This is a genomic window from Ureibacillus galli (genome assembly GCF_014836845.1).
Classification (GTDB): domain Bacteria; phylum Bacillota; class Bacilli; order Bacillales_A; family Planococcaceae; genus Ureibacillus; species Ureibacillus galli.
Genome location: NZ_JACSQA010000004.1, coordinates 42,604 through 62,319, shown reverse-complemented (window position 1 = coordinate 62,319; position 19,716 = coordinate 42,604). Strand labels below are relative to the sequence as shown.

Genomic DNA, 19,716 nt, shown 5'->3' with positions numbered 1-19,716 from the left:
AAAGAAAAAATATACTAGGGTGTTAATCCCCTAGTAAATAAGGCGACACTATCTTTTAAAAGCTTTTCAAATTCCCCGTCCCTGAAGTCACAAGATCCATTCATCCTTCCATTGGCAAATCCGAAATTCATATAAAGGAAAGTTATAGCTATTTTTTCTGCATCCACCGGAATAATTTTCTCACGGTTCTTCATCTCTTCAAAGTAGTTGGTTAAAAACTCCTTTAATAATTCTGGGTGTCTATGGGAATATTGATGCAATCCAGGTACATTCTCCCCGATTTTCATAAGCATTTTAAGAAGCTTTCTATTTTGATACATAATTCGATGATAATTTTGACTAATTAGCGTTAAATCTTCTTGAAGGTTCCAAACGACTTTACTTTCAAAAATCGACCGCATTTCCTCACCGTAATGGTACCGATCGATCGCTTTTTCCAATAAGTTTTGTTTACTTTGAAAGTGTCTAAAAAGCGTTTTTTCACTAAATCCGGCTTCTTTAGCTATTTGTTCTGTTGTTACTCCGTTATATCCATCTTTTGAAAAAAGATCAATTGCAGTTGTTATAATTTTTTCACTTGTTTCCTGTTTACGATTCGAAGCCATAAAAATTCATTAACCCCCTATGGAGAATGTCAGTACTGACTAACATTATAGTATTCAATTTTCAAAATATTGTCAACGTATAAATTACGCATTTGGAAATCATTCAATGTTAGTGATGATTAATAGAACGAACATTTTTATTCCTTCCAATTGGTCGGAATATCCACTAACACATACTCACCAGTCCACTTTTGTGTCGTAACAATTAGCCTTTCACCTTGTTTTTCAAAGAAAAGTCCACTTCCATCTTTGTCTGTGAAAGCCCACCCACTTTGACTAACCATTTCTTTAATGATTTCATCAGATGCGGATTGATTTCGTTCGTTTACGATATACCATTCTTGATCATTTTCTTTTGATAAAAAAACGATTGGTTGATCAGAAGTATTTAGTTTCTCTAAAACTTCCCTTTTGCTTATAGTTTCTATTGGTAGCGATGGATAGTAGAGCTTATTGTAAAATACAAGTGCTCCAGCAATAATGATAATGAATCCAATTGTCACGAATACTTTTTTCATAAAACACCGCCTAATTTTGAAGTCTTTTCCTCAATTTAAATTGCCCGGCTTAAAATTTCTCCCGGTAACCCGTCTATTTCACAAACTTTTTCCGATTCAAAACCGAGATTGATTAAAATTTTTCTAGACGCTATATTATTCGGATCGATAATGGCTTTTAACGTTGTGACTTTTGTTCCTTTGGCAAGTTCCACCAATTGTCTTCCAATCGTCTTTCCGTAACCCTTCCCCCAATGCTCAGGCACTATCATATAACCGATTTCAGCTTCTTCCTCATTGGTTGCATTCAACGTTAAATGCCCTAGACCAATAAACTTTCCACCCTCGCACACTTTGTAAGTCCCAAAAATATCATATTTTCGATTCCGTTCTAATATTTTTTGGAAGTTCTCTTGGGCTTCAGTGAAAGGAATGGCCCGTTCAGTAATTTGCTCCATCACCTTTTCATTGGAAACTAATTGAAAGTAGTAATCAAAGTCTTCTTCTGCAAATTTTACCCATTCTAAATGATTCATATTTATTCGCCTCGCTTTTCTTTTTTAAAATGAACGGACTGACACTTTCTATATTGTATAATTCTGAGAATTTGACTAAAAGTGAGAGACAAGAAAAAAGAGCCTTTATTGGCTCTTTTATATAAAAATTCGTTTTTATTGTAATGAAGCCCAAGTTATAAAGTCTACCATTGGTTTCGTCATTTTTGGGCCTCCATTTATAACATTTCCATTCTGTAATCTATATGAAGCATTATGAACTCCGACAACTTGATTTGAAGTATTAAGCATTGCGGACCCAGATTGTCCATTAAAAGTGTCAATCGTATAATATGCTAAGTTAGTAGACTCTTGACTAACAGTTCCTGACATTCCCCATTGATTGTATAATCCAGTTTCCTCTATTAAATCTGCTGGATAACCATATATTTTAATCGTAGTTCCTGATAGGTTTGTTACTTGTTTATATGGAAGGTATCCTACAATATCACCAGCATCATATGACCCATACTTTTCAAGTTTTAGAATGGCAAAATCGTATTGACTATCTCCTGAGTTTGAATACCCGACTGGATGGTAATAATCTTGGATAAAATATGCACCGTATGAGTAATGGTTGTCCTTTAATGCTGGAATTACCACACCTCCTACTGCACTTTCACCTGTATCTAAATCATGCACACAATGAGCATTTGTTAAAACTAAATCCTTACCAATTAAAGTACCTGTACATGCAGCATAAAAATTATCATATTCTAATTCAACGTAAGCTATTTGCTTATGTGGAGTTTTAGTAGTATCTGTAACCTTTGTACGTTGATCTGTACCAATGACTGCAAAAGGAGAAATATTTTTAGACTCTTTATCTTCACCAATTATCTGACCTGTACCCAAGTTTATCGTAGGTTTATTAGGATCTTTAGGTATTTCTCTTTCCGGCAAAACGATACCGCTTCCAACTTCACCACTTGATTCATTAACATTAAAACTCTGTACTTTGTTTTTTAAATCTGAATACTTAATAATTTGACCTTTAGAATTAATTAAATCATAGGGGCTATCACTATTTGCTGAAATAGTATTTGCAAAACTTGGACTAACTGTAATAGCGAAAGCCATCAATCCAAATAATACTGCAGAAATTATCCTTCTCATTTCCTAACCTCCTATTGATAGAATTTTCAATTAAATAATACCATTATTTGTATAATATGTAAATTTATTAATTTCAATTTTCTGAAACTTCCAATTTATTAACTTTGTAAGTAGGAGGATTAGATTCTAGAATTTCACTATACCAAATCTTTACTTTTTGCCCGGTTTGTATATGTTCTAAAATTGATTCATCTTTAAAACTCAGAAATAGTACCTTATTATAATATTTATCTAATAAAGTATTTAAAGGTAGTTCCATATCATCGTAGTTAAAATTTGTATCTTGAATTAGAATTTTTTTCCCTGACTTTTTATCAAATATTATGATCCCTTCTACACTCGCGTTATCTGTAACAATATCAGGTTCCTGACTACTAGAATTCTCACAACTTACTAAAGTAGGTAAGAAACAGAAGATTAGAAATAAGTATAATATCAATTTTACTTTCATTGCCCTGTCTCCTTTCTAAACTTTTAAAATTTGAATATATTCGGTCATTTTTATTACTTCAATAAAAATTGACTTTCTCCTTCTACAACTTTACTCCCCTACATTTGCACTATTAATTTCAATCAAGGGACTCGTTATTTATTTAAAGAAATGATTAACGTTTCGTTAGGAATAAATGATCCCTTCAACTTAAAAAAACGTCCAACAAACTTATTTAAGTAATTGTTATTGAAGGGATGGATAGACTTGATTATGATTAACCTTAGTATTTGTTAATAATGAAGTGATTTCCAAAAATCACTCAGGAGGTCAAAGGAAATGAAAAGAGTTTATTTAGCTAGTCCTTTTTTTAACGATAAAGAGATCGGTTATTTAGAACAAGTTGAGGAGATTTTAGCAGAGAAACAATTAAAAGTATTCTCTCCAATGAGAAAGTCGGCATCCCCAAACGCTGAAGTGGGTTCACGCCAATGGTCCATTGAAACATTTATGGATGATATTAAACATATTAAGTGGGCTGAAATCGTTGTAGGCATCTATCATGGAAATTATTCCGACAGCGGAACCGCTTGGGAACTCGGATATGCTTATGCTACGGATAAGCCGGTTATTTTAGTTCATGTTGGTGAAAACAGTAACTTGATGGTCCATGAAGGTGCACACGCTAATATTACTTTAGAGGAACTGAAAGAATATGACTTTGATAAATTAGCTAGTTCGTTCTATTCAGGTGAAATGCTCTAAAACAAAAAATGATTGAAAGAGATGTACGATACAACTCTTTCAATCATTTTTCATTATACTTGCTCAGCAGTTACTTCTTCGCCATTTAAAATTAATTTGTAATTGATTTCAGCTTTTAAAGATGCAGACACGGCACAATATTTTTCTTCCCCTAAATGAATGGCGCGCCATACTTTTTTAGGTGTAATGTTACCATCTACTACGAAAGTAAGTGTAGCAGCAGTGAAGGCTGTTGGTAATTCTTCACGACGTTCACCATCTACTGTTATTTCTATGTTTTCAATATCATCTAAATGTGGTTTTAAAATCATTGTCACATCTATTCCGATACAACCGGCTAATGAAGCAAGTAACATTTCGGTTGGTGTTGCCGCGTTCCCTTCTCCACCATAGTTAGCTGTTGCATCCATCGTCATGGGATAGCCAGTCGGTCCAACTGCTGTAAAGGCACGTCCACCTTGCCATTTTGCTTTAATTTGCATTTTGCTCATTCCTTTCATGTTCCAAGTTAAAATTCTGAAACTTGCCGTAAAAATTTTTGTGCTCGTTCTGTTTCTGGATGTTCAAAAAATTCAACTGGATTAGCATCTTCCACAATGACACCATCCGCCATAAATAAAATCCGATCTGCTACCTCTTTTGCGAACTTCATTTCATGGGTTACAATAACCATCGTCATCCCATCTTCCGCCAAATCTCTCATAACTTTTAAAACTTCCCCAACTAGCTCTGGATCTAACGCCGATGTCGGTTCATCAAATAACATTAATTTTGGCTCCATAGCAAGGGCTCTTGCGATCGCAACCCGTTGTTGTTGACCACCTGAAAGCTGAGAAGGATAGGATTCCTCTTTCTCGGCAAGACCGACTTTTAATAATAAGTCGGAAGCAATGACATAGGCTTGCTCTTTATTCATTTTTTTCACAACGAGAAGTGCTTCCATGACATTTTCCACAACGGTTTTATGTGGGTATAAGTTAAATTGTTGAAATACCATCCCTGTTTCTTGGCGGATGGCGTGTATTTCTTTTTGTAAAACTTTTCTTTGGGCTTGTGGGTCAATGACATGTCCATTCACTTTGACTGTGCCGCCCGTTATCGCCTCTAAACCATTTATACATCTTAAAAACGTACTTTTTCCAGAACCACTAGGACCAATAACTGCTACGACTTGTTGTGATGGAATCGTTAAAGAAATGTCCTTTAGTACTTCGTTTTCTCCGAAGTTTTTTTGTAGATGTTTAATCTCAATCATGCGATGCGCCCCCTTTAGTAAACAGACAACCGTTTTTCAATTTTATGCAGTATAAATGTGAAGAACGTACTCATTATCCAATACATGACAGCAATTGCTAAATAAAATGGCATATACACATAATATTGAGATACTAACAGTTGGGCAGAACGCATTAATTCTGTCACTGCAATGCTTGAAACGAGTGATGTTTCTTTTAACATCCCGACAAAAGTGTTTCCTAATGGGGGAATTGCATATCGTACAGCTTGTGGAATCACGATACGGCGCATTGCTTGACGGTCAGTCATCCCCGTTGCAATCGCTGCTTCTATTTGCCCCTTTGGTACGGATTCAATCGCACCACGGAAAGCTTCTGAAACATAAGCACCAATATTTATACTTAACGCGATACATGCAGCTGTTAATGGTCCAAATTCAATACCGTAGTCTACTAAACCGTAGTAAACAATGAAAATTTGAACTAGTGGCGGTGTTCCACGGATAATTGAAACGTATACTCTTGCAATCATACGTAGAAAGCGATTGCCCTTCAGTCGGGCAACCGCGGTAATTAAACCAATTATTAAACCAAAGAACATTGACACCACTGTGATAAGTAAAGTATAGTATGCCCCTTTTAATAAAAAGGGGATATTTTCAATAACCAAATCCATTGTAGTGACCTACTTTCTTATTCTGCTGGAGGTGCTTCTTCAAACCATTTCATGAAAATTTCTTCGTACGTACCATCTTGTTTCATTTCTTCTAATGCTTTATTTAATGCTTCAACAAGTTCTGTATTTCCTTTTTTCACCGCAACAGCAGCTTGATCCGATTTAATCGGTTCCCCTACAGCTTTAATTGCATATCCGTTTTCTTCAATGACAGGTTTTAAAGCATAGACGTTGTTAATTGTTGCATCAATACGACCTGCATCTAAATCTTTTAAAGTGGTAATGACATCGTCATACGTATTAATTGTAAAATCTCCAACTTCAGGCATTAATTGTGTACGTAAATACGTTTCATCATTTGTACCTAGTCCAACACCGATCTTTTTCCCTTTAAAGTCTTCTTTTGATTGAATATCTGTATTAGATTCTTTTACAATCACTTTTACTTGGTTTGTAATATATGGTTCTGTAAAATCAATTTGTTTTTGACGTTCTTCCGTAATCGTTACTTGGCTCACTAATATATCAAATTTACCTTTTTGTAAACCTGGGATAAGACCTGAGAAATCTTGTGCGACAAACTCCGCTTCTACACCTAGGCGATTAGCTAATTCTTTAGCGATATCTACATCAAAGCCATCGTATTCTTTGTTCTCGTTCAGGTAATTATAAGGTGCATAAGTCCCCATAATCCCTACTGTAATTTTGCCATCTTGTTCGATTTGCTCAAGAGCATTTCCTTCTTCTTTTTTTGAATCTTTTGTTGTATCTGTTCCACATGCAGCAAGTATTAATGAAGTAACTGCTACAAGTGATAGTAACCATTTTGCCTTTTTCACGTTTTTTCCCTCCTGTTTTAGACACCGAAAATACCGAAAAACTCAAATTTAACGGTCTCTTCAATAATTTGTTGTAGTGAATGATGCTGTAATACTTGGCTTGATGAAGATGTTTTAAATAACCATCGCGATAAAACGCCTTCAAGGAGACTCATGACAAAAACAGCTTGCATTTCCGGATTGATGCGCTCGTTTGTCATATGCAATTCTTTTGCCCTTCTTATATTCTTTGCAAAAGCGGCTTCCATATCCGTTTTAATCGCATCAACTTTTGATTGTAATGTAGGCTGTGAATGAATCCCTTTTAGTATGATTTGCATTAAAAATGGATTTTCTTCAGCAAATTGAAATATATGTTCAAATATATTCATGGAAGAGACTACCGAATCTTGCACATCTACTTTCGTTGTACGGTATCCAATCTGGATTGCATTTAAAATTTGAACACGGCCAGCTTCTAACATCTCTAAACAAATAGCCTCTTTACTTTCAAAATGCCAATAAAAAGTCCCTTGTGATACTTCAGCCTTTGCTACTATGTCAGAAATTTTCGTATTCTCAAAGCCTTTTGTTGCAAATAATTCTAATGCAATCGCCAATAATTGTTGTTTTCTATCCTGCCTTCGCATTCGATCTTGCACCACTCCCACCTCCTAACTGACTCATCAGTTAATTAAATCCTACAAACTTGCTTGAGATTAGTCAAATGTTTTTACTTATATTTTTTCAAAAAATTTAATTTGCTAGAAAAATAGTGCATTTATATAAAAAGAAGCCATTTGAATAATTTCAAAATGACTTCTAATATAATTATTTTTCCTTTAGATATATTTTTCCCTTTTAAAAAGAGTTTAATTTGGTTACCCCATTGCAAGCGATCAAATTTTCATTCGCTATTATATCAAATGAAAATAAGCTGAATCCTAATGGGTTTTACTAATTAAATGGTCCTATTCATGAAGAAAGACCCTCTCCTTATTCAAGGAAAGCGTCCGATTGTGGAATAGTGTTATTTCATTGACCTTGCAATTTCTAACATTTGGTTCTTTGATAAACTGTAAGTCAGCATTTCTACAGAGGTACCATCTTGAGCCCATCTAAGTAATCCTCCAGTGTTGAGCTCTTCATCTTGATCTACTTTGCCACTATCACCCCATTCTGAAAAATATCCAATGCTTCCGTTTATATCAACTTGTTTACTATGTGGTGAACCATCATAAGGTACTCGAATTCCTTTTATCAAATCTATAGAGACCATCAACTTTGTGTCATTACTGTCCATGTAATGTAGACTTAGCCAAGGAGAAGTCTTGGTATCTAATGTCCAATCATCAGGAATCTTTGTGGGAGTTAAAACAGTAAAGTCAACATCTTTCTGTATTTCAGCTATAGTTTTACTATCGTGATTATACTGTATTTTCTTTGCCATAATTATAATTGGGTAACAGTTTAGCAGGATTAGCACAATTACTAGCCGCATCAAAAATACCAATTTTCTACCTCGACTCTATTTGGATTTTTAGGTATTAGTATTTCCTGATTTCACTAATTATTATATTACCCTTAATGAAAAAAGCACTCTTCCTTTTTCAAGAAAAGCGCACGGTTTTTGAATAACATTTAATTAGTAACCTGTGATTAGACACTACTTTATTTTTCTAATACTGTCTCTGCTGGGGTAAATGCTTCCCATTGATTATATTTCGTAGTGATTGATGAAATAAACCAATATTCTCTAAATGGTTCTAGATTCTTTTCCACGATTATAACCTTCTGCCAGCTACCAAAATGTGCATATGATGTCTCTAAATCGTATTTAACGGTATACTTCATTTTGGATTCGCTAAGCTTTTCTACTTTTGTAATACGTAAGTTGCTAACCCAAGGACTTGATTGACCAGTTACCCAGTGAGTTTGCTCAAATTTTTCCCTTGATTGTTTTTGGAGCGAAGGAGACAACATCGCATATTGAACAGAACCACTTCGATTATTTACCCCTAATATCCACAATTCAACGGCTTGTCTCGGTTCCACTACATGTAAACCATTCAAAAAAGACATTAACTGACTTTCTATAGGAGTGAGTTGTTTCGGTGCTGCTATTACAGAATGGTTATAAAGCAGCATTAGTGAAAATAATAGTATTATTAATCGCAATAAATTCACCTCAAAAATTTAACTTCTTAGAGGTATTATTCTACTGATATTAATATTAATTCCTTACCAACCGATTTAGCATTGAAAAAAAACCATAACTCTAAAAATTACTCCTCCAATTATTTCCTTTTTCAAGAATAAAGACGCATTTTCTTATTAAAGAAACGCGCCCGATTGTTGAACATCCTTTTTTAACTGCCCTTAAAGTAAAACTCAAACTTTCATTTGGTAATGAAATATTAAATCATATTTTATTCACGAATCTTATCTAATAAATAGTCTCGATGCTTCAAACTTAGATCAATGTATTAAAAGTACCTTCGTGTATTTGTTTCAACACTTGATTAAAAACTCGATAGGCAAAATCGTATTGTGATTTTGTAATCCAATTATTGTGTAGAGCCTCTTCTAATTCATCTTTATCTTTTTCAATGATTTCTCCAGTTGGTAATACAACAATATCTAAAAATAAGTCCATCATATAGGGTTCTCCATTCTCAACGCCATTTTCATATGTGATATCTATGTACCACTGAATAATTTCTCCATTTTCATTAAACATTGATGTAATAGCGAAATTTTCATTGAGTGGTAGTTGCTGTAACCATAAGTAATTGTTATCAACAATACATAGCTTTTTAATTAAATATTCAGTTATTAACGGTTCTTTTACTTCATTCATTTTTATAAGAGCAATAAATCCATTAAAATCTTTTTCATTTATCTGCTCTATAGAATAGTCGCGTTGTATAATTCTAGTCCAATCATTTCTATGTAAAAACCGCTTTTTCAAAAGATAATCGCTCCTCAATTAATGTTATTGGTAAATTATAACATATCAGTAAGTTTAATATATATTACATATCCGTAGAGTTTTGTACATTGCATAAAATAATGTTATTCAACAATTTGGCCCTATACATGAAGAAAGACACTCTCCTTAATTTCATGGAAAGCGCCCGATTGTTGAAGAGCTTTATTCAACTAAAGCCCCCGTTGGTTAAACAAGAGAGTTTTTTGACTTCAATTATCAGTAGAATTAGCTATCTGAACTAAAATTTCAGGAGTAATTTTTTTCGAGACTCTTTTATCTATACTGAACCTATATTGCAAGTTATCTTTTTCAAAAATCAAAAAAACTGCCCTTCCTGTATCCAACAAATATGCAGTGTTTCCACTCTTAAGTTTAAATTTGTTTATAACTTCTTTATCCAGTATCTCAATACTATCCTTTGGTGCTACACTTATTAGGAAATTATTCTCATTTGATTTCTCATTTATAAACTGCATTTCAAAAAGATCACCCTTGTTTCCTTCAATAGTGCGAGCAAATACGTGAGTATACACAATAGGAGGAACTCTTAATGGAAGCTGTAATTTCTCTTTATAATGGTGTTCATAATCTCTTAAAGCTTCCCCGACTGATTTATATCCAATTTCAAGATAACTTTCTTCAATAGTTTGAGGTTGGAAGTGAGAATTAGCATTTACCTTTCCAATATTGATTGCTCCACAAATTACGGTTGATATAAGAAAAAGTAGGAGTAACTTGTTCAGATAAATCACCCTTTATTTATTATTTGAATTATTTTAACCAAGTCTATTCGTACTATCCTTATTCAACTAAATGGCCCTTTAACGGAAAAAAGACCCTCTCCGGTACTGCACCCCAAAAGTTAGAGTGAAAAACTAACTTTTGGGGTGATTTTTTATGACTAAATATAATGAAGAATTTAAATTGATGGTGGTTCAAGATTATTTAAGTGGCTCACTAGGATATAGAATGATAGCGAAGAAATATGGTGTCGGTGCTTCACCATTAAGGAGATGGGTACGTGCATATCAAGAGTTTGGGCGTAGCGGCTTAACCGTTAAGAAAAAGAAGCAGTTTTATTCTGTTCAATTTAAATTAGATGTATTAAACTTTATGAAACGAACAGGTGCTTCCTATCAAGATACTGCGATTCACTTTAACTTAAATGATCCAACTTTAATTACTAGTTGGAATCGTCGATTCTTAAAAGAAGGGATAGAGGGCCTGCTAGAAAAATCAAAGGGGCGCCCGTCTATGTCTAGAAAACCAAAATCAACAGCGAAGAAACAAGAAAAAACAATGTCACGTGAGGAGCAGTTAGAACGTGAAAATGAACTGCTTCGTTTAGAGGTTGCCTATTTAAAAAAGTTGAAGGCTTTTCGAGAGAATCCGAATGCCCTCTTCGAAAAGTACAAGCAGTCATCGCCTTCGAACTTAAACAAGAAGGATTTCGATTAAAAGATGTCTTAAAACAAGTGGGTATTCCAGAAGCAACATATCATTATCAAATGAAACAAATGAAACAAGCAAATTCGAACGAAAAATGGGAAACATTGATTTTAGAGACCTTTGAAAAGCATGAAGGTCGATATGGCTACCGTCGTATTCATGCGGAATTAAGAGCGCAGGGGTACATAATTAATCATAAAAAAGTACAACGAATTATGAAAAAGCTAGGATTGAAATGTGTAAAATTTGTACGTAAATCACGCTATAAATCCTACAAAGGAACGGTTGGGAAAGTCGCTAAAAACCTTTTGAATCGTAGATTCAGTACGCCGTATGCCCTTCAAAAATTGGTAACAGATGTAACCGAATTTAAATGTACAAATGATGAAAAACTATATTTAAGCCCAATCATGGACTTATATAATAGTGAGATTATTGGGTTTAGCATGTCAAAACGACCGAGCCTTGATTTTGTGTTAGAGTCGCTTAAACAAGCACTTTCAATCATTCAGAAGCGTGCTGAATATCGGACAACAATTCATTCCGATCAAGGATGGCACTATCAACACAATGCGTGGGTAAAAACATTAAGCCAGAACAAGATTTTCCAAAGCATGTCTCGTAAAGCAACATGCGCAGACAATGCGGCCATGGAGAACTTCTTTAGCTTACTAAAACAGGAAATGTATTATGGGGAACAATTAATCTCTTATGAAGCATTACAAAAGAAAATAGAAAAGTATATCAATTATTATAATAACGATCGTATTAAACAAAAACTGGCCGGCATGAGTCCAGTAAACTACCGGAAACATGCCAGCCAATTAGCTGCATAATAAAAACTCTAACTTTATGGGGTCACTACCTCCTTATTCAAGGAAAGTGCCCGATTGTTGCAGATCAATAAGCATAATACCTCTCCACATATAGAAGGTGACTTTCTCCGTATGTTTAATTCATTTAATTTAGTGGAATAGAATGAATGTAGACATATATAGGAGGGATCAATAATGACAGTCAAATTGATTGTAGAAAACGTAGTACAGGCGAAACAAGAAGTGGAGAAATTAGAAGCGCAAGGATATCTTCGAGATAACATTTACATCTTTGCACATTATGAAGAACGTGAAGATGATATTAACGAAGCACTGGGGACAGATAAAGTTGGGATTGGCGAGCAAGGGTTCCTGACTTCTATGAAAAACCTGGTAAATTCCCGTGGAGATGAACTGCGCAATGAGTTAGCTTCCGTCGGATTAAGTGAATCGGAAGCTGCTCAACTCGAGAAGGAACTGGATACAGGTAAATTGGTCATAGTTGCCAATAAATAAAAACAAACCCGGGAATCAATCTCGGGTTTATTTTTCATTTTCAAGTCCTCCTCGTATTCCTTGGACTCTGTATTCCAGATAGCCATTCAAGCAAGTCAGCATAAAAAACCATCCTTCTTTATTGTCAATGATCTGCTCGAGGAAATTATCATCTTCTTTATTAAAAGTATTATTCAACAATCTGGCCCTTTTCATGAATAAAGACGCATTTCTTATTAAGTAAACGCGCCCGATAGTTGAAGAACGTTTTTCAACGATGCCTCTTTAATTGGATTATTAGAACAATAAAAATATAGGCTGATAGAATTTTTGGGTAGCAATTGCCTCTATAAATAAGGCTCATACTTTATTCGTAAAAGGTGATAATACAACTAAATCCTTTTTTATATAGAGAGGTGTATCGAAAGAAGAATGAAAAAGATGTTTTTAGTTTTTATACTACTATTACCTCTGATTACTTCTTTTTATTCAGCAACAATTGCATCAGATATACCATCAGAAGACTCTGAAGAGCTTAGATTACAGGATATGCTTATGAATATGCTAACGCCTTATATTGAAAATGATTTGCAAAACTTTTATACCCCAAATATTGTGGAGAATTTTTCACCCGCTGTCGCTCCTTGGAAAATTGAAGTTTTAGAAACAAAAAGAATTAATGGATTTCGCGGCTTCCACTTGCAAATTACATTTGAAATAGAACCTACTGACGGAGGACATTGAATACCAATAGGAAAAGACCGAATGACATATGAAATTTCTTCTGGAACTGAAGTTAAATTGATAAATCATACACACTTAAAAACATATAAATACACTCCAGACTGAAAAAATTTTTACATTCCTTAAGGAAAGTGCCCTTATTGTGGAATATCAATTATTCTTAATCCCTTTAGCTTGTTAAACACTTCATCGTTTGTTTATAATTTCTTTTACAGCCCAACAATGATGATCGTGTACAAGTAGCCTTGAAACACACTCAATATCAATCCACCGATTATAGTTGTCATCCTCAATAGGTTCCTGAATCTTTTCTAATATTTCTGCTAAGTAAAAATAACCTTCATTTAATAAAGGCTCATTTTTAGTTGATTGAAAATATCTCATTGCCGTACCTATAAAAGGACCTATCGATACTTTATATCCCGTTTCTTCTAACATTTCTCTTTGTAGACATTCTTCATAACTTTCACCTTCTACAATTCCACCACCAGGTAAAAAATAATGTCCTTTAGAATTTTGTACCGTTAAAACTTTATCTCTTGTATTGTTAAAAATAACAGCATATACACCTTTTCTTAATTGATAATCCATTCCTACTATTTTTTCTCCAAAAACCTTAAGCATTTTTTTACCTCAGCTATTTATATACTTGATAAAGAATCTCAATAATTGTTCTATAATGTATCACACATTATATTCCAAATATTAACATATATCGATTAAATATATGAACACTAACGGAAAAAGACCCCTTCCTTATTCAAGGAAAGCACCAGATTGTTGAATAATAAATTAGTACTTATACTTTTAATTGTTATATAAGGATTTTTCTCCTTTATAAATTCGCTCATTAAGTAAATTGTTAATAAAATAACCCGATATCTAAAATATCGGGTTTCTACTCCTTTCTCAGTTTTATGGTTATTTAGAAAGGTTCTAGCTTACTTATTCAGAAACTCTTTCTTCTTTGATTCGTGGTGATTTTTTCTTTTTATTTCTATTCTTACTTTCAGCAATCTCATTTTGTATTGATGTTCCTTCTACATCAATATTTGGAAGGACTTTGTCTAACCAGCTTGGTAAGTACCATGCTGCTTTCCCCATTAACGTCATTACCGCGGGTACGATTGCCATTCTCACGACAAACGCATCAAAAATAATCCCAAAGGTTAGTGCGAAGCCCATTGATTTAATGATTGGGTCCGGAGCAAGCATAAATCCAGTGAATACTGCGATCATAATAAGACCTGCAGCCGTCACTACTCCCCCGCTATCTTTTATCCCAGCAAGAATCGCTTTTTTGGCATCTTTGGAATGTGTAAATTCTTCACGCATTCTACTTACCAAGAAAACCTCATAATCCATTGCTAGACCAAATAAGATGCCTATGACGATAACAGGTAAAAAGGCCAAAACAGGGCTTGCAATTGGGAAACCAAATAGACTATAGAAGTTTCCATCTTGAATTACGAAAACAACAAATCCTAATGTCGCTAATAGTGATAGCAAGAAACCTAAAACAGCTTTTAATGGGACTAGGATCGATCTAAATACCAACACTAATAGAATAAACGCAAAACCTACAATAAGAGAAGCAAATAAAGGTACTGCATCATTCAACTTTTCAGATATATCAATGTTCACTGCAGTTGCACCAGTAACGTACAACTTTACTTGTTCTTTATTGTTGTCTGACAACTCTCTTATTGAGTGTACTATATCGTTTGTTTTAATATCATTCGGCCCAGTTTTTGGCGTTATTGAAATCATGAAAACATTTCCTGATTTACCCGGAATCGGCGGACTGACACTTTTTATATTCGGTAAATCACCTAATTCTTCTGTTACTTTATTAATCTTCGATTGAATATCTTCACCACTTTTATCTGCTTCAGCTAGGACTACTAATGAAGAATGATATCCTGGACCATATGCTTCACTTAGTAAATCATACGCTCTTCTTTCTGTTGTTTCATCTGACTTTGTTCCATTATCAGGTAATCCCAGTTGCATATGGAAGAATGGAATACTAACTACTACAAGAAAGAGTATCCCTAAAATCGTTACTGTCCAAGGTCGTTTAGTAACAAAATTCCCCCAAGCATTTGATTCTTTATCGTTCTTTTTGCTAGTGAATCTTGCTAAAAGTTTATTTTTTCTTGAAGGGCCAATTTTATGGCCAAATAACGCCAAAATTGCTGGTACAAAAATAACCGCTATTAAAATCGCGAACAATACACAAACTGCTGCAGAGATTCCCATCATTGTTAAAAATGGAATTTTTGCTACCCCTAAACCTAGCAATGCAATAATAACAGTTATTCCAGCAAATACAACCGCACTTCCGGCAGTTCCATTTGCAATTGCTATTGCTTCTTTCACACAATGCCCTTTTGCTAACTCTTGTCGGAATCTTGACATAATAAATAGAGCATAGTCAATTCCCACTGCTAGACCTAACATGGCAGCTAAAGCAAGAGCGAATGACGGGATATCAAAATAATTAGTTCCGATTAAAATAGATAAAATCCCTATTCCTAAACCTATGACTGCTGTAATAATCGGCATTCCAGCTGCCAAGAAGGATGTAAACGTAAGTGCAAGAATAACATAAGCAATTACTACCCCGATTACTTCTGATATCCCTCCAATTTCTAATTCAGAAAAGGCAACTGTCCCTGCCAACTCCGTTTGAATGCCTGCATCTCTTGTATCTTCAATACTCTCTAGAATGATTTCCTTTGATTTTTCTGTTACCTTAGATGCCGGTACATCATAAGTCACTACTGCATAACCAATATTTTTATTTTCATTGTAATTATCTAGTTCCGCAGGTGCAGCAACAGAGACAACGGATTTGTCCTCTTTAATTTTATCAATTATCTCATTAATGGCATCCACAACTTCACCAGACTCTAAAGTTTCGCCTTTAGGTGCTTTTAGTACTAGATTTACGGTACCAGGTGCGGGCTCATTTGATGACTGAAATTCTTTCTCTAGAATTTTACCTGCCTCAGCAGATTCTGTATCTGGAATAGACATCTCATCACTAAAAGCCGGACCCAAACTTAATGCAACAATCGCTATAATAATGAGGATACCTAAAGTTCCTCCAATAACTTTCTTGTTATGATTTACAACCCATCTTCCAAGTTTATATAAATACTTTGCCATACTTAACTCCTTTCGAAAGCTTCTTTATTTCCTTACGTTCTAATCATAAAGGAGTGAGCAAAATAAAAAATCGTACATACGGGTAAGTCCCCTATGTACGTTTGGGCAATTTATTTATCTAGTAAGCGGAATAAACCTTGATTGATTGCAATTGCAACTGCTTCTGCTCTAGAATTAACACCGAGTTTATTGTAAATATTGGTTAAGTGCGCTTTTACAGTACGTTCAGCAATTCCCATATCAAAAGCGATTTCCCTACTTTTAAAACCTTTTGCAACTGCCTGTAGGATGAATAGTTCTTTATCTGTTAAAGAAGCTGATTGCTGAGTATAACTATTCGATTTTTCTTGCTTGTATTTTAAAATTTTCTCCATGACATCAGGCTGTAAAAGAGTTTCACCTCTGATTGCGGATTCTAGCGTCCTAAACAGATTTTCCCTGCTTGTATCTTTCAATAAAAACCCTTTGGCTCCTAACTCTATTCCTTTCACCATCAAATCATTTTCATTGTAAGTAGTTAATATAATAACCGGAATCGTGATACTCAATTCGCTCATTGTTTTTAACGTTTCCAGTCCACTCATTACGGGCATATTCAAATCAAGCAAAATAATATCTGGCTTAGATTTATCAATCATATCCAATGCGACTTTACCATTATTGGCTTCACCTATCACTTGGAACGAGTCATTGGTCTCCAAAATTAATTTTAGCCCTTCTCTTACTACTAAATGATCATCTACAATCAGTACTTTGTATTTCAATGCTTATACCCCCTGATTTATAGGAACTGTTATGGCCAATTTCGTTCCTTCTCCTGGTATACTCTCTATTGCTATTTTGCCTCCAACTAACCTTACACGTTCTTGTAAGCCTATAAGACCATATTTCCCAGTTTGTTTCCCAATATTTTTGGTAGAGAATCCAATTCCGTTATCAGTGACTTCCATATATAACTGGCCATCCTTTGATTTAATCTTTATCCTTACCTGATCTGCCTGTGAATGCTTCATAATATTGTTCAGGGATTCACGGATTATATAAATACCATATTCCATTGATAAATTAGATAAAGAATAAACCTGATTGATGTCTTTTTCCACATGGACGCCTGTTATTTCTTCAAATTTCTTTATTTCCTCTAGCACGGCCCTATGGAATTCCGCCTCCTCCAACGCCCCTGTTCTCAAGTTATCAATAACAGTTCGGGCATCCTTCAATGTTTCTCTTGCCTGCTGCATTGAATTATGAATAATTTCATTCGATCTGGCGACATTTCCATTGTTGATATGGATACTAACAGCTTCTAATTGCATAATGAGACCAGCTAGACCTTGTGCTAATGTATCGTGTAAATCTCTGGCCATTCGCTGTCTTTCGTTTGACAAAGTAAGTTCCTCAACTTTTTGATAGGCTATCTCCAACTGCTGCAAATAAAACTCCATACGCTCTTTTGCACGAACTTGACGGTTGTAGCTAACCGTATAGACAATGACGATAAGCAAAATAACGAAGAAGATTGGAATAAAAATTGGAAGTTCACTTGCTCCGTAATTTATTACCATAGCAATACAATATAAGCCGTAAGATACTATAAAAAACAAAATCGCTTTTAATTTGCTATTTAGAATAATGATGCTTTGTGCTATTAATACCGGCAGTAAACCAATTAATACGACTGGAGACCCTTTTGGTAATATAAAAGCAGAGATAAACAACATGCTCGCCTGTACAAAAAAGTAGTACCAACTCTTACCCAATCTAGAGGAACTTTGGGAAAAGTATAACACTGTGTGGACCGCTAAAATTAAACTGAAGATTAAACTAGATATAAATGTAGGTTGTTGAATATTTTGCAGGATTAATGCTCCTATATAAACTAAAAGAATCCAGAAAATATTAGAGAACTGCGAAAATATTATTCCTTCATTTGACTCGTGATCGAGCGTTTTAGATAATGGATTGAATTTCTCCAAATCCTTTCACCACCTTACTACTAGTTTATACTACACCATTACATTAGTTTATTAACTGTCCTTTCGTACAGGCCCAAAAGGGCAATTAGTCTAGTGCTTTCACTAGGTTTCGTTTAACTATAAGCGTAAGAACACCGCGAAGGATGCATCTTAGTTAAAACCAAGTTTCCTTTTCTCTGCATAAGTACTTATTCAACAATATGGCCTTTTAACTGAAAAAGACCCTTCCCTTATTCAAAGAAAGCGCCCTATTGAACATATGATAATCGTTATCTTTATATAAAGAAGAAACCCACTCCAATATATAGCTTATATTTATGTTTCTTATTATTAAATACTCCTATTGAGAAAAATAAAAAACCTTGGTATAGCATAGGGTTATGCTATATCAAGGTTATATTTTAGTGTCATAATATCTTATATTTCTATGACAAATATAATTATAAATTGTGACAGCATTATTTATAACTCACAATAATACCCATTTCTTTTAATGTTTCCATCGTGATTTGTTTTGCTACCGTTCCGGAGCCATCTAGGTTAACAGCAAACACCCATGTTTCTTTCTCCGTTTCAATAAAGCCGACATACCATCCTAATCCCATATCTGAAAGTCTCGTTCCCGTTTTACCGTGGAGCGTATATTCATCCTGTTCGTCTTGGATCATGATTCTTTTGACAGTTTTTTGGTTCTTTTCCGTAAAAGGAAGATCTTCTTCTACTAAGCTTTCTATAAATTCTACTTGTTCTATTGCTGAAATTTCCAATGTACTGTCGAGCCAAAATTCGTCGATTCCACCAGATATATCTCTATTTCCATACCCTATTTGATTCACAAACTTTTCCATGTTCGTTACCCCGATATCCAGCGCCATATCTTGATAAAACCAAATAGCGGATTCCCTTATAGCGGAGGCTAGGGTGTGATCCCGATTCCAACTTTCAAATTCTCTTATCACTCCATCCCATCTTTTCACTTCATACTCATCTCTTACTGCGCCTGTCTCCAAACCGATTAACGAATTCGGCACTTTAAAAGTCGATTCGGGTGTGAATCGTTCTTCACTTCTCTCACAGTTATAGACATACATCTGATTATTTTTTAAATTTTTCAAAACCATTGTGCCATCTCTTCCATCAAATAATTGTTCAATATGCAGTTCCTTTGTTTTTTTACCTTCCGCGCCTGGAGTTGAAGAAAAAGTAGTAAAAGCAAGGACGATTGCGAGTATACACAACCCTATGAAACTAGAAACCTTTTTCATTGAACCTTTCTTTACCTTGTCCATTTGAATAACCTCCTTATTTTAGAAGTTTTTGGAACTTCCATCCTTTATACTAAAGAGGTAAATTCATTTCCGGTAGATAGTAAAAA

General features: G+C 34.5%; 23 protein-coding genes and 1 pseudogene. 5 read left to right on the top strand and 19 right to left on the bottom strand.

The genetic code is table 11. From position 1 onward, the window contains the following. Window positions 1–14 precede the first annotated feature (14 nt). From H9636_RS04755 to H9636_RS04735, 5 genes are all read right to left on the bottom strand, one after another. Window positions 15–605, bottom strand: a complete 591-nt coding sequence (locus tag H9636_RS04755) for a TetR/AcrR family transcriptional regulator (RefSeq protein WP_191706482.1) — start codon at window positions 603–605, stop codon at window positions 15–17. Between the two features lie 137 nt (window positions 606–742). Next, a complete protein-coding gene (locus tag H9636_RS04750) occupies window positions 743–1,123 on the bottom strand; it encodes a hypothetical protein (RefSeq protein ID WP_191706481.1) in 381 nt (126 codons plus the stop codon). 35 nt (window positions 1,124–1,158) lie between these two features. Then, window positions 1,159–1,638, bottom strand: coding sequence for a GNAT family N-acetyltransferase (locus H9636_RS04745; RefSeq protein ID WP_191706480.1), 480 nt, complete (start codon window positions 1,636–1,638; stop codon window positions 1,159–1,161). Between the two features lie 135 nt (window positions 1,639–1,773). Continuing rightward, complete coding sequence (locus tag H9636_RS04740; protein WP_191706479.1) at window positions 1,774–2,772, bottom strand: trypsin-like serine peptidase; 999 nt, start codon at window positions 2,770–2,772, stop codon at window positions 1,774–1,776. 73 nt (window positions 2,773–2,845) lie between these two features. Continuing rightward, window positions 2,846–3,223 carry a DUF3221 domain-containing protein gene (locus tag H9636_RS04735; protein ID WP_191706478.1) on the bottom strand — a complete coding sequence of 126 codons (378 nt, stop codon included), beginning with the start codon at window positions 3,221–3,223 and terminating at the stop codon, window positions 2,846–2,848. 318 nt (window positions 3,224–3,541) lie between these two features. Here H9636_RS04735 and H9636_RS04730 point away from each other — a divergent pair, with 318 nt between their 5' ends. Then, window positions 3,542–3,967, top strand: a complete 426-nt coding sequence (locus tag H9636_RS04730; protein WP_191706477.1) for a nucleoside 2-deoxyribosyltransferase — start codon at window positions 3,542–3,544, stop codon at window positions 3,965–3,967. A gap of 53 nt (window positions 3,968–4,020) precedes the next feature. Here H9636_RS04730 and H9636_RS04725 read toward each other — a convergent pair whose 3' ends face one another. The 9 genes from H9636_RS04725 to H9636_RS04685 all read right to left on the bottom strand — a co-directional run bounded on the left by H9636_RS04725 (window position 4,021) and on the right by H9636_RS04685 (window position 10,440). Beyond that, complete coding sequence (locus H9636_RS04725; protein WP_191706476.1) at window positions 4,021–4,449, bottom strand: OsmC family protein; 429 nt, start codon at window positions 4,447–4,449, stop codon at window positions 4,021–4,023. A 26-nt stretch (window positions 4,450–4,475) separates the two neighbouring features. After that, window positions 4,476–5,222, bottom strand: a complete 747-nt coding sequence (locus H9636_RS04720; protein WP_191706475.1) for an amino acid ABC transporter ATP-binding protein — start codon at window positions 5,220–5,222, stop codon at window positions 4,476–4,478. Between the two features lie 14 nt (window positions 5,223–5,236). Then, window positions 5,237–5,878 (bottom strand): amino acid ABC transporter permease, encoded by a 642-nt coding sequence (locus H9636_RS04715; RefSeq protein WP_191706474.1) that lies wholly within the window; start codon window positions 5,876–5,878, stop codon window positions 5,237–5,239. Between the two features lie 17 nt (window positions 5,879–5,895). Next, window positions 5,896–6,717, bottom strand: coding sequence for a substrate-binding periplasmic protein (locus tag H9636_RS04710; protein WP_191706473.1), 822 nt, complete (start codon window positions 6,715–6,717; stop codon window positions 5,896–5,898). A 17-nt stretch (window positions 6,718–6,734) separates the two neighbouring features. Beyond that, a complete protein-coding gene (locus tag H9636_RS04705) occupies window positions 6,735–7,358 on the bottom strand; it encodes a TetR/AcrR family transcriptional regulator (protein ID WP_318240993.1) in 624 nt (207 codons plus the stop codon). Window positions 7,359–7,726: 368 nt separating this feature from the next. Continuing rightward, complete coding sequence (locus H9636_RS04700; RefSeq protein ID WP_225230078.1) at window positions 7,727–8,146, bottom strand: DUF4367 domain-containing protein; 420 nt, start codon at window positions 8,144–8,146, stop codon at window positions 7,727–7,729. A 221-nt stretch (window positions 8,147–8,367) separates the two neighbouring features. After that, window positions 8,368–8,874 carry a hypothetical protein gene (locus H9636_RS04695; RefSeq protein WP_225230077.1) on the bottom strand — a complete coding sequence of 169 codons (507 nt, stop codon included), beginning with the start codon at window positions 8,872–8,874 and terminating at the stop codon, window positions 8,368–8,370. Between the two features lie 295 nt (window positions 8,875–9,169). Next, window positions 9,170–9,667 carry a DUF402 domain-containing protein gene (locus H9636_RS04690; RefSeq protein ID WP_191706471.1) on the bottom strand — a complete coding sequence of 166 codons (498 nt, stop codon included), beginning with the start codon at window positions 9,665–9,667 and terminating at the stop codon, window positions 9,170–9,172. Between the two features lie 230 nt (window positions 9,668–9,897). Then, the gene (locus H9636_RS04685) at window positions 9,898–10,440 is read right to left on the bottom strand and encodes a hypothetical protein (RefSeq protein WP_191706470.1); all 543 of its coding nucleotides are present in this window, start codon (window positions 10,438–10,440) and stop codon (window positions 9,898–9,900) included. A gap of 145 nt (window positions 10,441–10,585) precedes the next feature. Here H9636_RS04685 and H9636_RS04680 point away from each other — a divergent pair, with 145 nt between their 5' ends. The 4 genes and pseudogenes from H9636_RS04680 to H9636_RS04665 all read left to right on the top strand — a co-directional run bounded on the left by H9636_RS04680 (window position 10,586) and on the right by H9636_RS04665 (window position 13,296). Then, window positions 10,586–11,146 carry a helix-turn-helix domain-containing protein gene (locus H9636_RS04680; protein ID WP_191706469.1) on the top strand — a complete coding sequence of 187 codons (561 nt, stop codon included), beginning with the start codon at window positions 10,586–10,588 and terminating at the stop codon, window positions 11,144–11,146. Then, window positions 11,110–11,973 (top strand): IS3 family transposase, encoded by an 864-nt coding sequence (locus H9636_RS04675; RefSeq protein WP_318240996.1) that lies wholly within the window; start codon window positions 11,110–11,112, stop codon window positions 11,971–11,973. The genes H9636_RS04680 and H9636_RS04675 overlap by 37 nt, the downstream gene beginning before the upstream one ends. 174 nt (window positions 11,974–12,147) lie before the next feature. Further along, entirely contained in the window at window positions 12,148–12,468 is a 321-nt protein-coding gene (locus tag H9636_RS04670) for a general stress protein (RefSeq protein ID WP_191706468.1), read from the top strand. A 411-nt stretch (window positions 12,469–12,879) separates the two neighbouring features. Next, window positions 12,880–13,296: pseudogene (locus H9636_RS04665) on the top strand (DUF3888 domain-containing protein). 81 nt (window positions 13,297–13,377) lie between these two features. On the opposite strand, the gene H9636_RS04660 reads toward H9636_RS04665, so the two are convergent. The 5 genes from H9636_RS04660 to blaOXA form a co-directional block, all read right to left on the bottom strand. Continuing rightward, window positions 13,378–13,815 (bottom strand): NUDIX hydrolase, encoded by a 438-nt coding sequence (locus H9636_RS04660; RefSeq protein ID WP_191706467.1) that lies wholly within the window; start codon window positions 13,813–13,815, stop codon window positions 13,378–13,380. 321 nt (window positions 13,816–14,136) lie between these two features. Beyond that, window positions 14,137–16,365: an MMPL family transporter gene (locus H9636_RS04655; RefSeq protein ID WP_191706466.1), complete on the bottom strand. Its 2,229-nt coding sequence runs from the start codon at window positions 16,363–16,365 to the stop codon at window positions 14,137–14,139. Window positions 16,366–16,475: 110 nt separating this feature from the next. Further along, the gene (locus H9636_RS04650; RefSeq protein WP_191706465.1) at window positions 16,476–17,129 is read right to left on the bottom strand and encodes a response regulator; all 654 of its coding nucleotides are present in this window, start codon (window positions 17,127–17,129) and stop codon (window positions 16,476–16,478) included. A gap of 3 nt (window positions 17,130–17,132) precedes the next feature. After that, window positions 17,133–18,341 (bottom strand): sensor histidine kinase, encoded by a 1,209-nt coding sequence (locus H9636_RS04645; RefSeq protein WP_191706464.1) that lies wholly within the window; start codon window positions 18,339–18,341, stop codon window positions 17,133–17,135. A 458-nt stretch (window positions 18,342–18,799) separates the two neighbouring features. Next, window positions 18,800–19,606, bottom strand: a complete 807-nt coding sequence (gene blaOXA, locus H9636_RS04640) for a class D beta-lactamase (protein ID WP_191706576.1) — start codon at window positions 19,604–19,606, stop codon at window positions 18,800–18,802. Window positions 19,607–19,716 lie beyond the last annotated feature (110 nt).

Coding starts and splice junctions, on each gene's coding strand:
- H9636_RS04755 (WP_191706482.1), bottom strand. CDS start 605: ATGGCTTCGAATCGTAAACAGGAAACAAGTGAAAAAATTATAACAACT.
- H9636_RS04750 (WP_191706481.1), bottom strand. CDS start 1,123: ATGAAAAAAGTATTCGTGACAATTGGATTCATTATCATTATTGCTGGA.
- H9636_RS04745 (WP_191706480.1), bottom strand. CDS start 1,638: ATGAATCATTTAGAATGGGTAAAATTTGCAGAAGAAGACTTTGATTAC.
- H9636_RS04740 (WP_191706479.1), bottom strand. CDS start 2,772: ATGAGAAGGATAATTTCTGCAGTATTATTTGGATTGATGGCTTTCGCT.
- H9636_RS04735 (WP_191706478.1), bottom strand. CDS start 3,223: ATGAAAGTAAAATTGATATTATACTTATTTCTAATCTTCTGTTTCTTA.
- H9636_RS04730 (WP_191706477.1), top strand. CDS start 3,542: ATGAAAAGAGTTTATTTAGCTAGTCCTTTTTTTAACGATAAAGAGATC.
- H9636_RS04725 (WP_191706476.1), bottom strand. CDS start 4,449: ATGCAAATTAAAGCAAAATGGCAAGGTGGACGTGCCTTTACAGCAGTT.
- H9636_RS04720 (WP_191706475.1), bottom strand. CDS start 5,222: ATGATTGAGATTAAACATCTACAAAAAAACTTCGGAGAAAACGAAGTA.
- H9636_RS04715 (WP_191706474.1), bottom strand. CDS start 5,878: ATGGATTTGGTTATTGAAAATATCCCCTTTTTATTAAAAGGGGCATAC.
- H9636_RS04700 (WP_225230078.1), bottom strand. CDS start 8,146: ATGGCAAAGAAAATACAGTATAATCACGATAGTAAAACTATAGCTGAA.
- H9636_RS04680 (WP_191706469.1), top strand. CDS start 10,586: ATGACTAAATATAATGAAGAATTTAAATTGATGGTGGTTCAAGATTAT.
- H9636_RS04670 (WP_191706468.1), top strand. CDS start 12,148: ATGACAGTCAAATTGATTGTAGAAAACGTAGTACAGGCGAAACAAGAA.
- H9636_RS04660 (WP_191706467.1), bottom strand. CDS start 13,815: ATGCTTAAGGTTTTTGGAGAAAAAATAGTAGGAATGGATTATCAATTA.
- H9636_RS04655 (WP_191706466.1), bottom strand. CDS start 16,365: ATGGCAAAGTATTTATATAAACTTGGAAGATGGGTTGTAAATCATAAC.
- blaOXA (WP_191706576.1), bottom strand. CDS start 19,606: ATGAAAAAGGTTTCTAGTTTCATAGGGTTGTGTATACTCGCAATCGTC.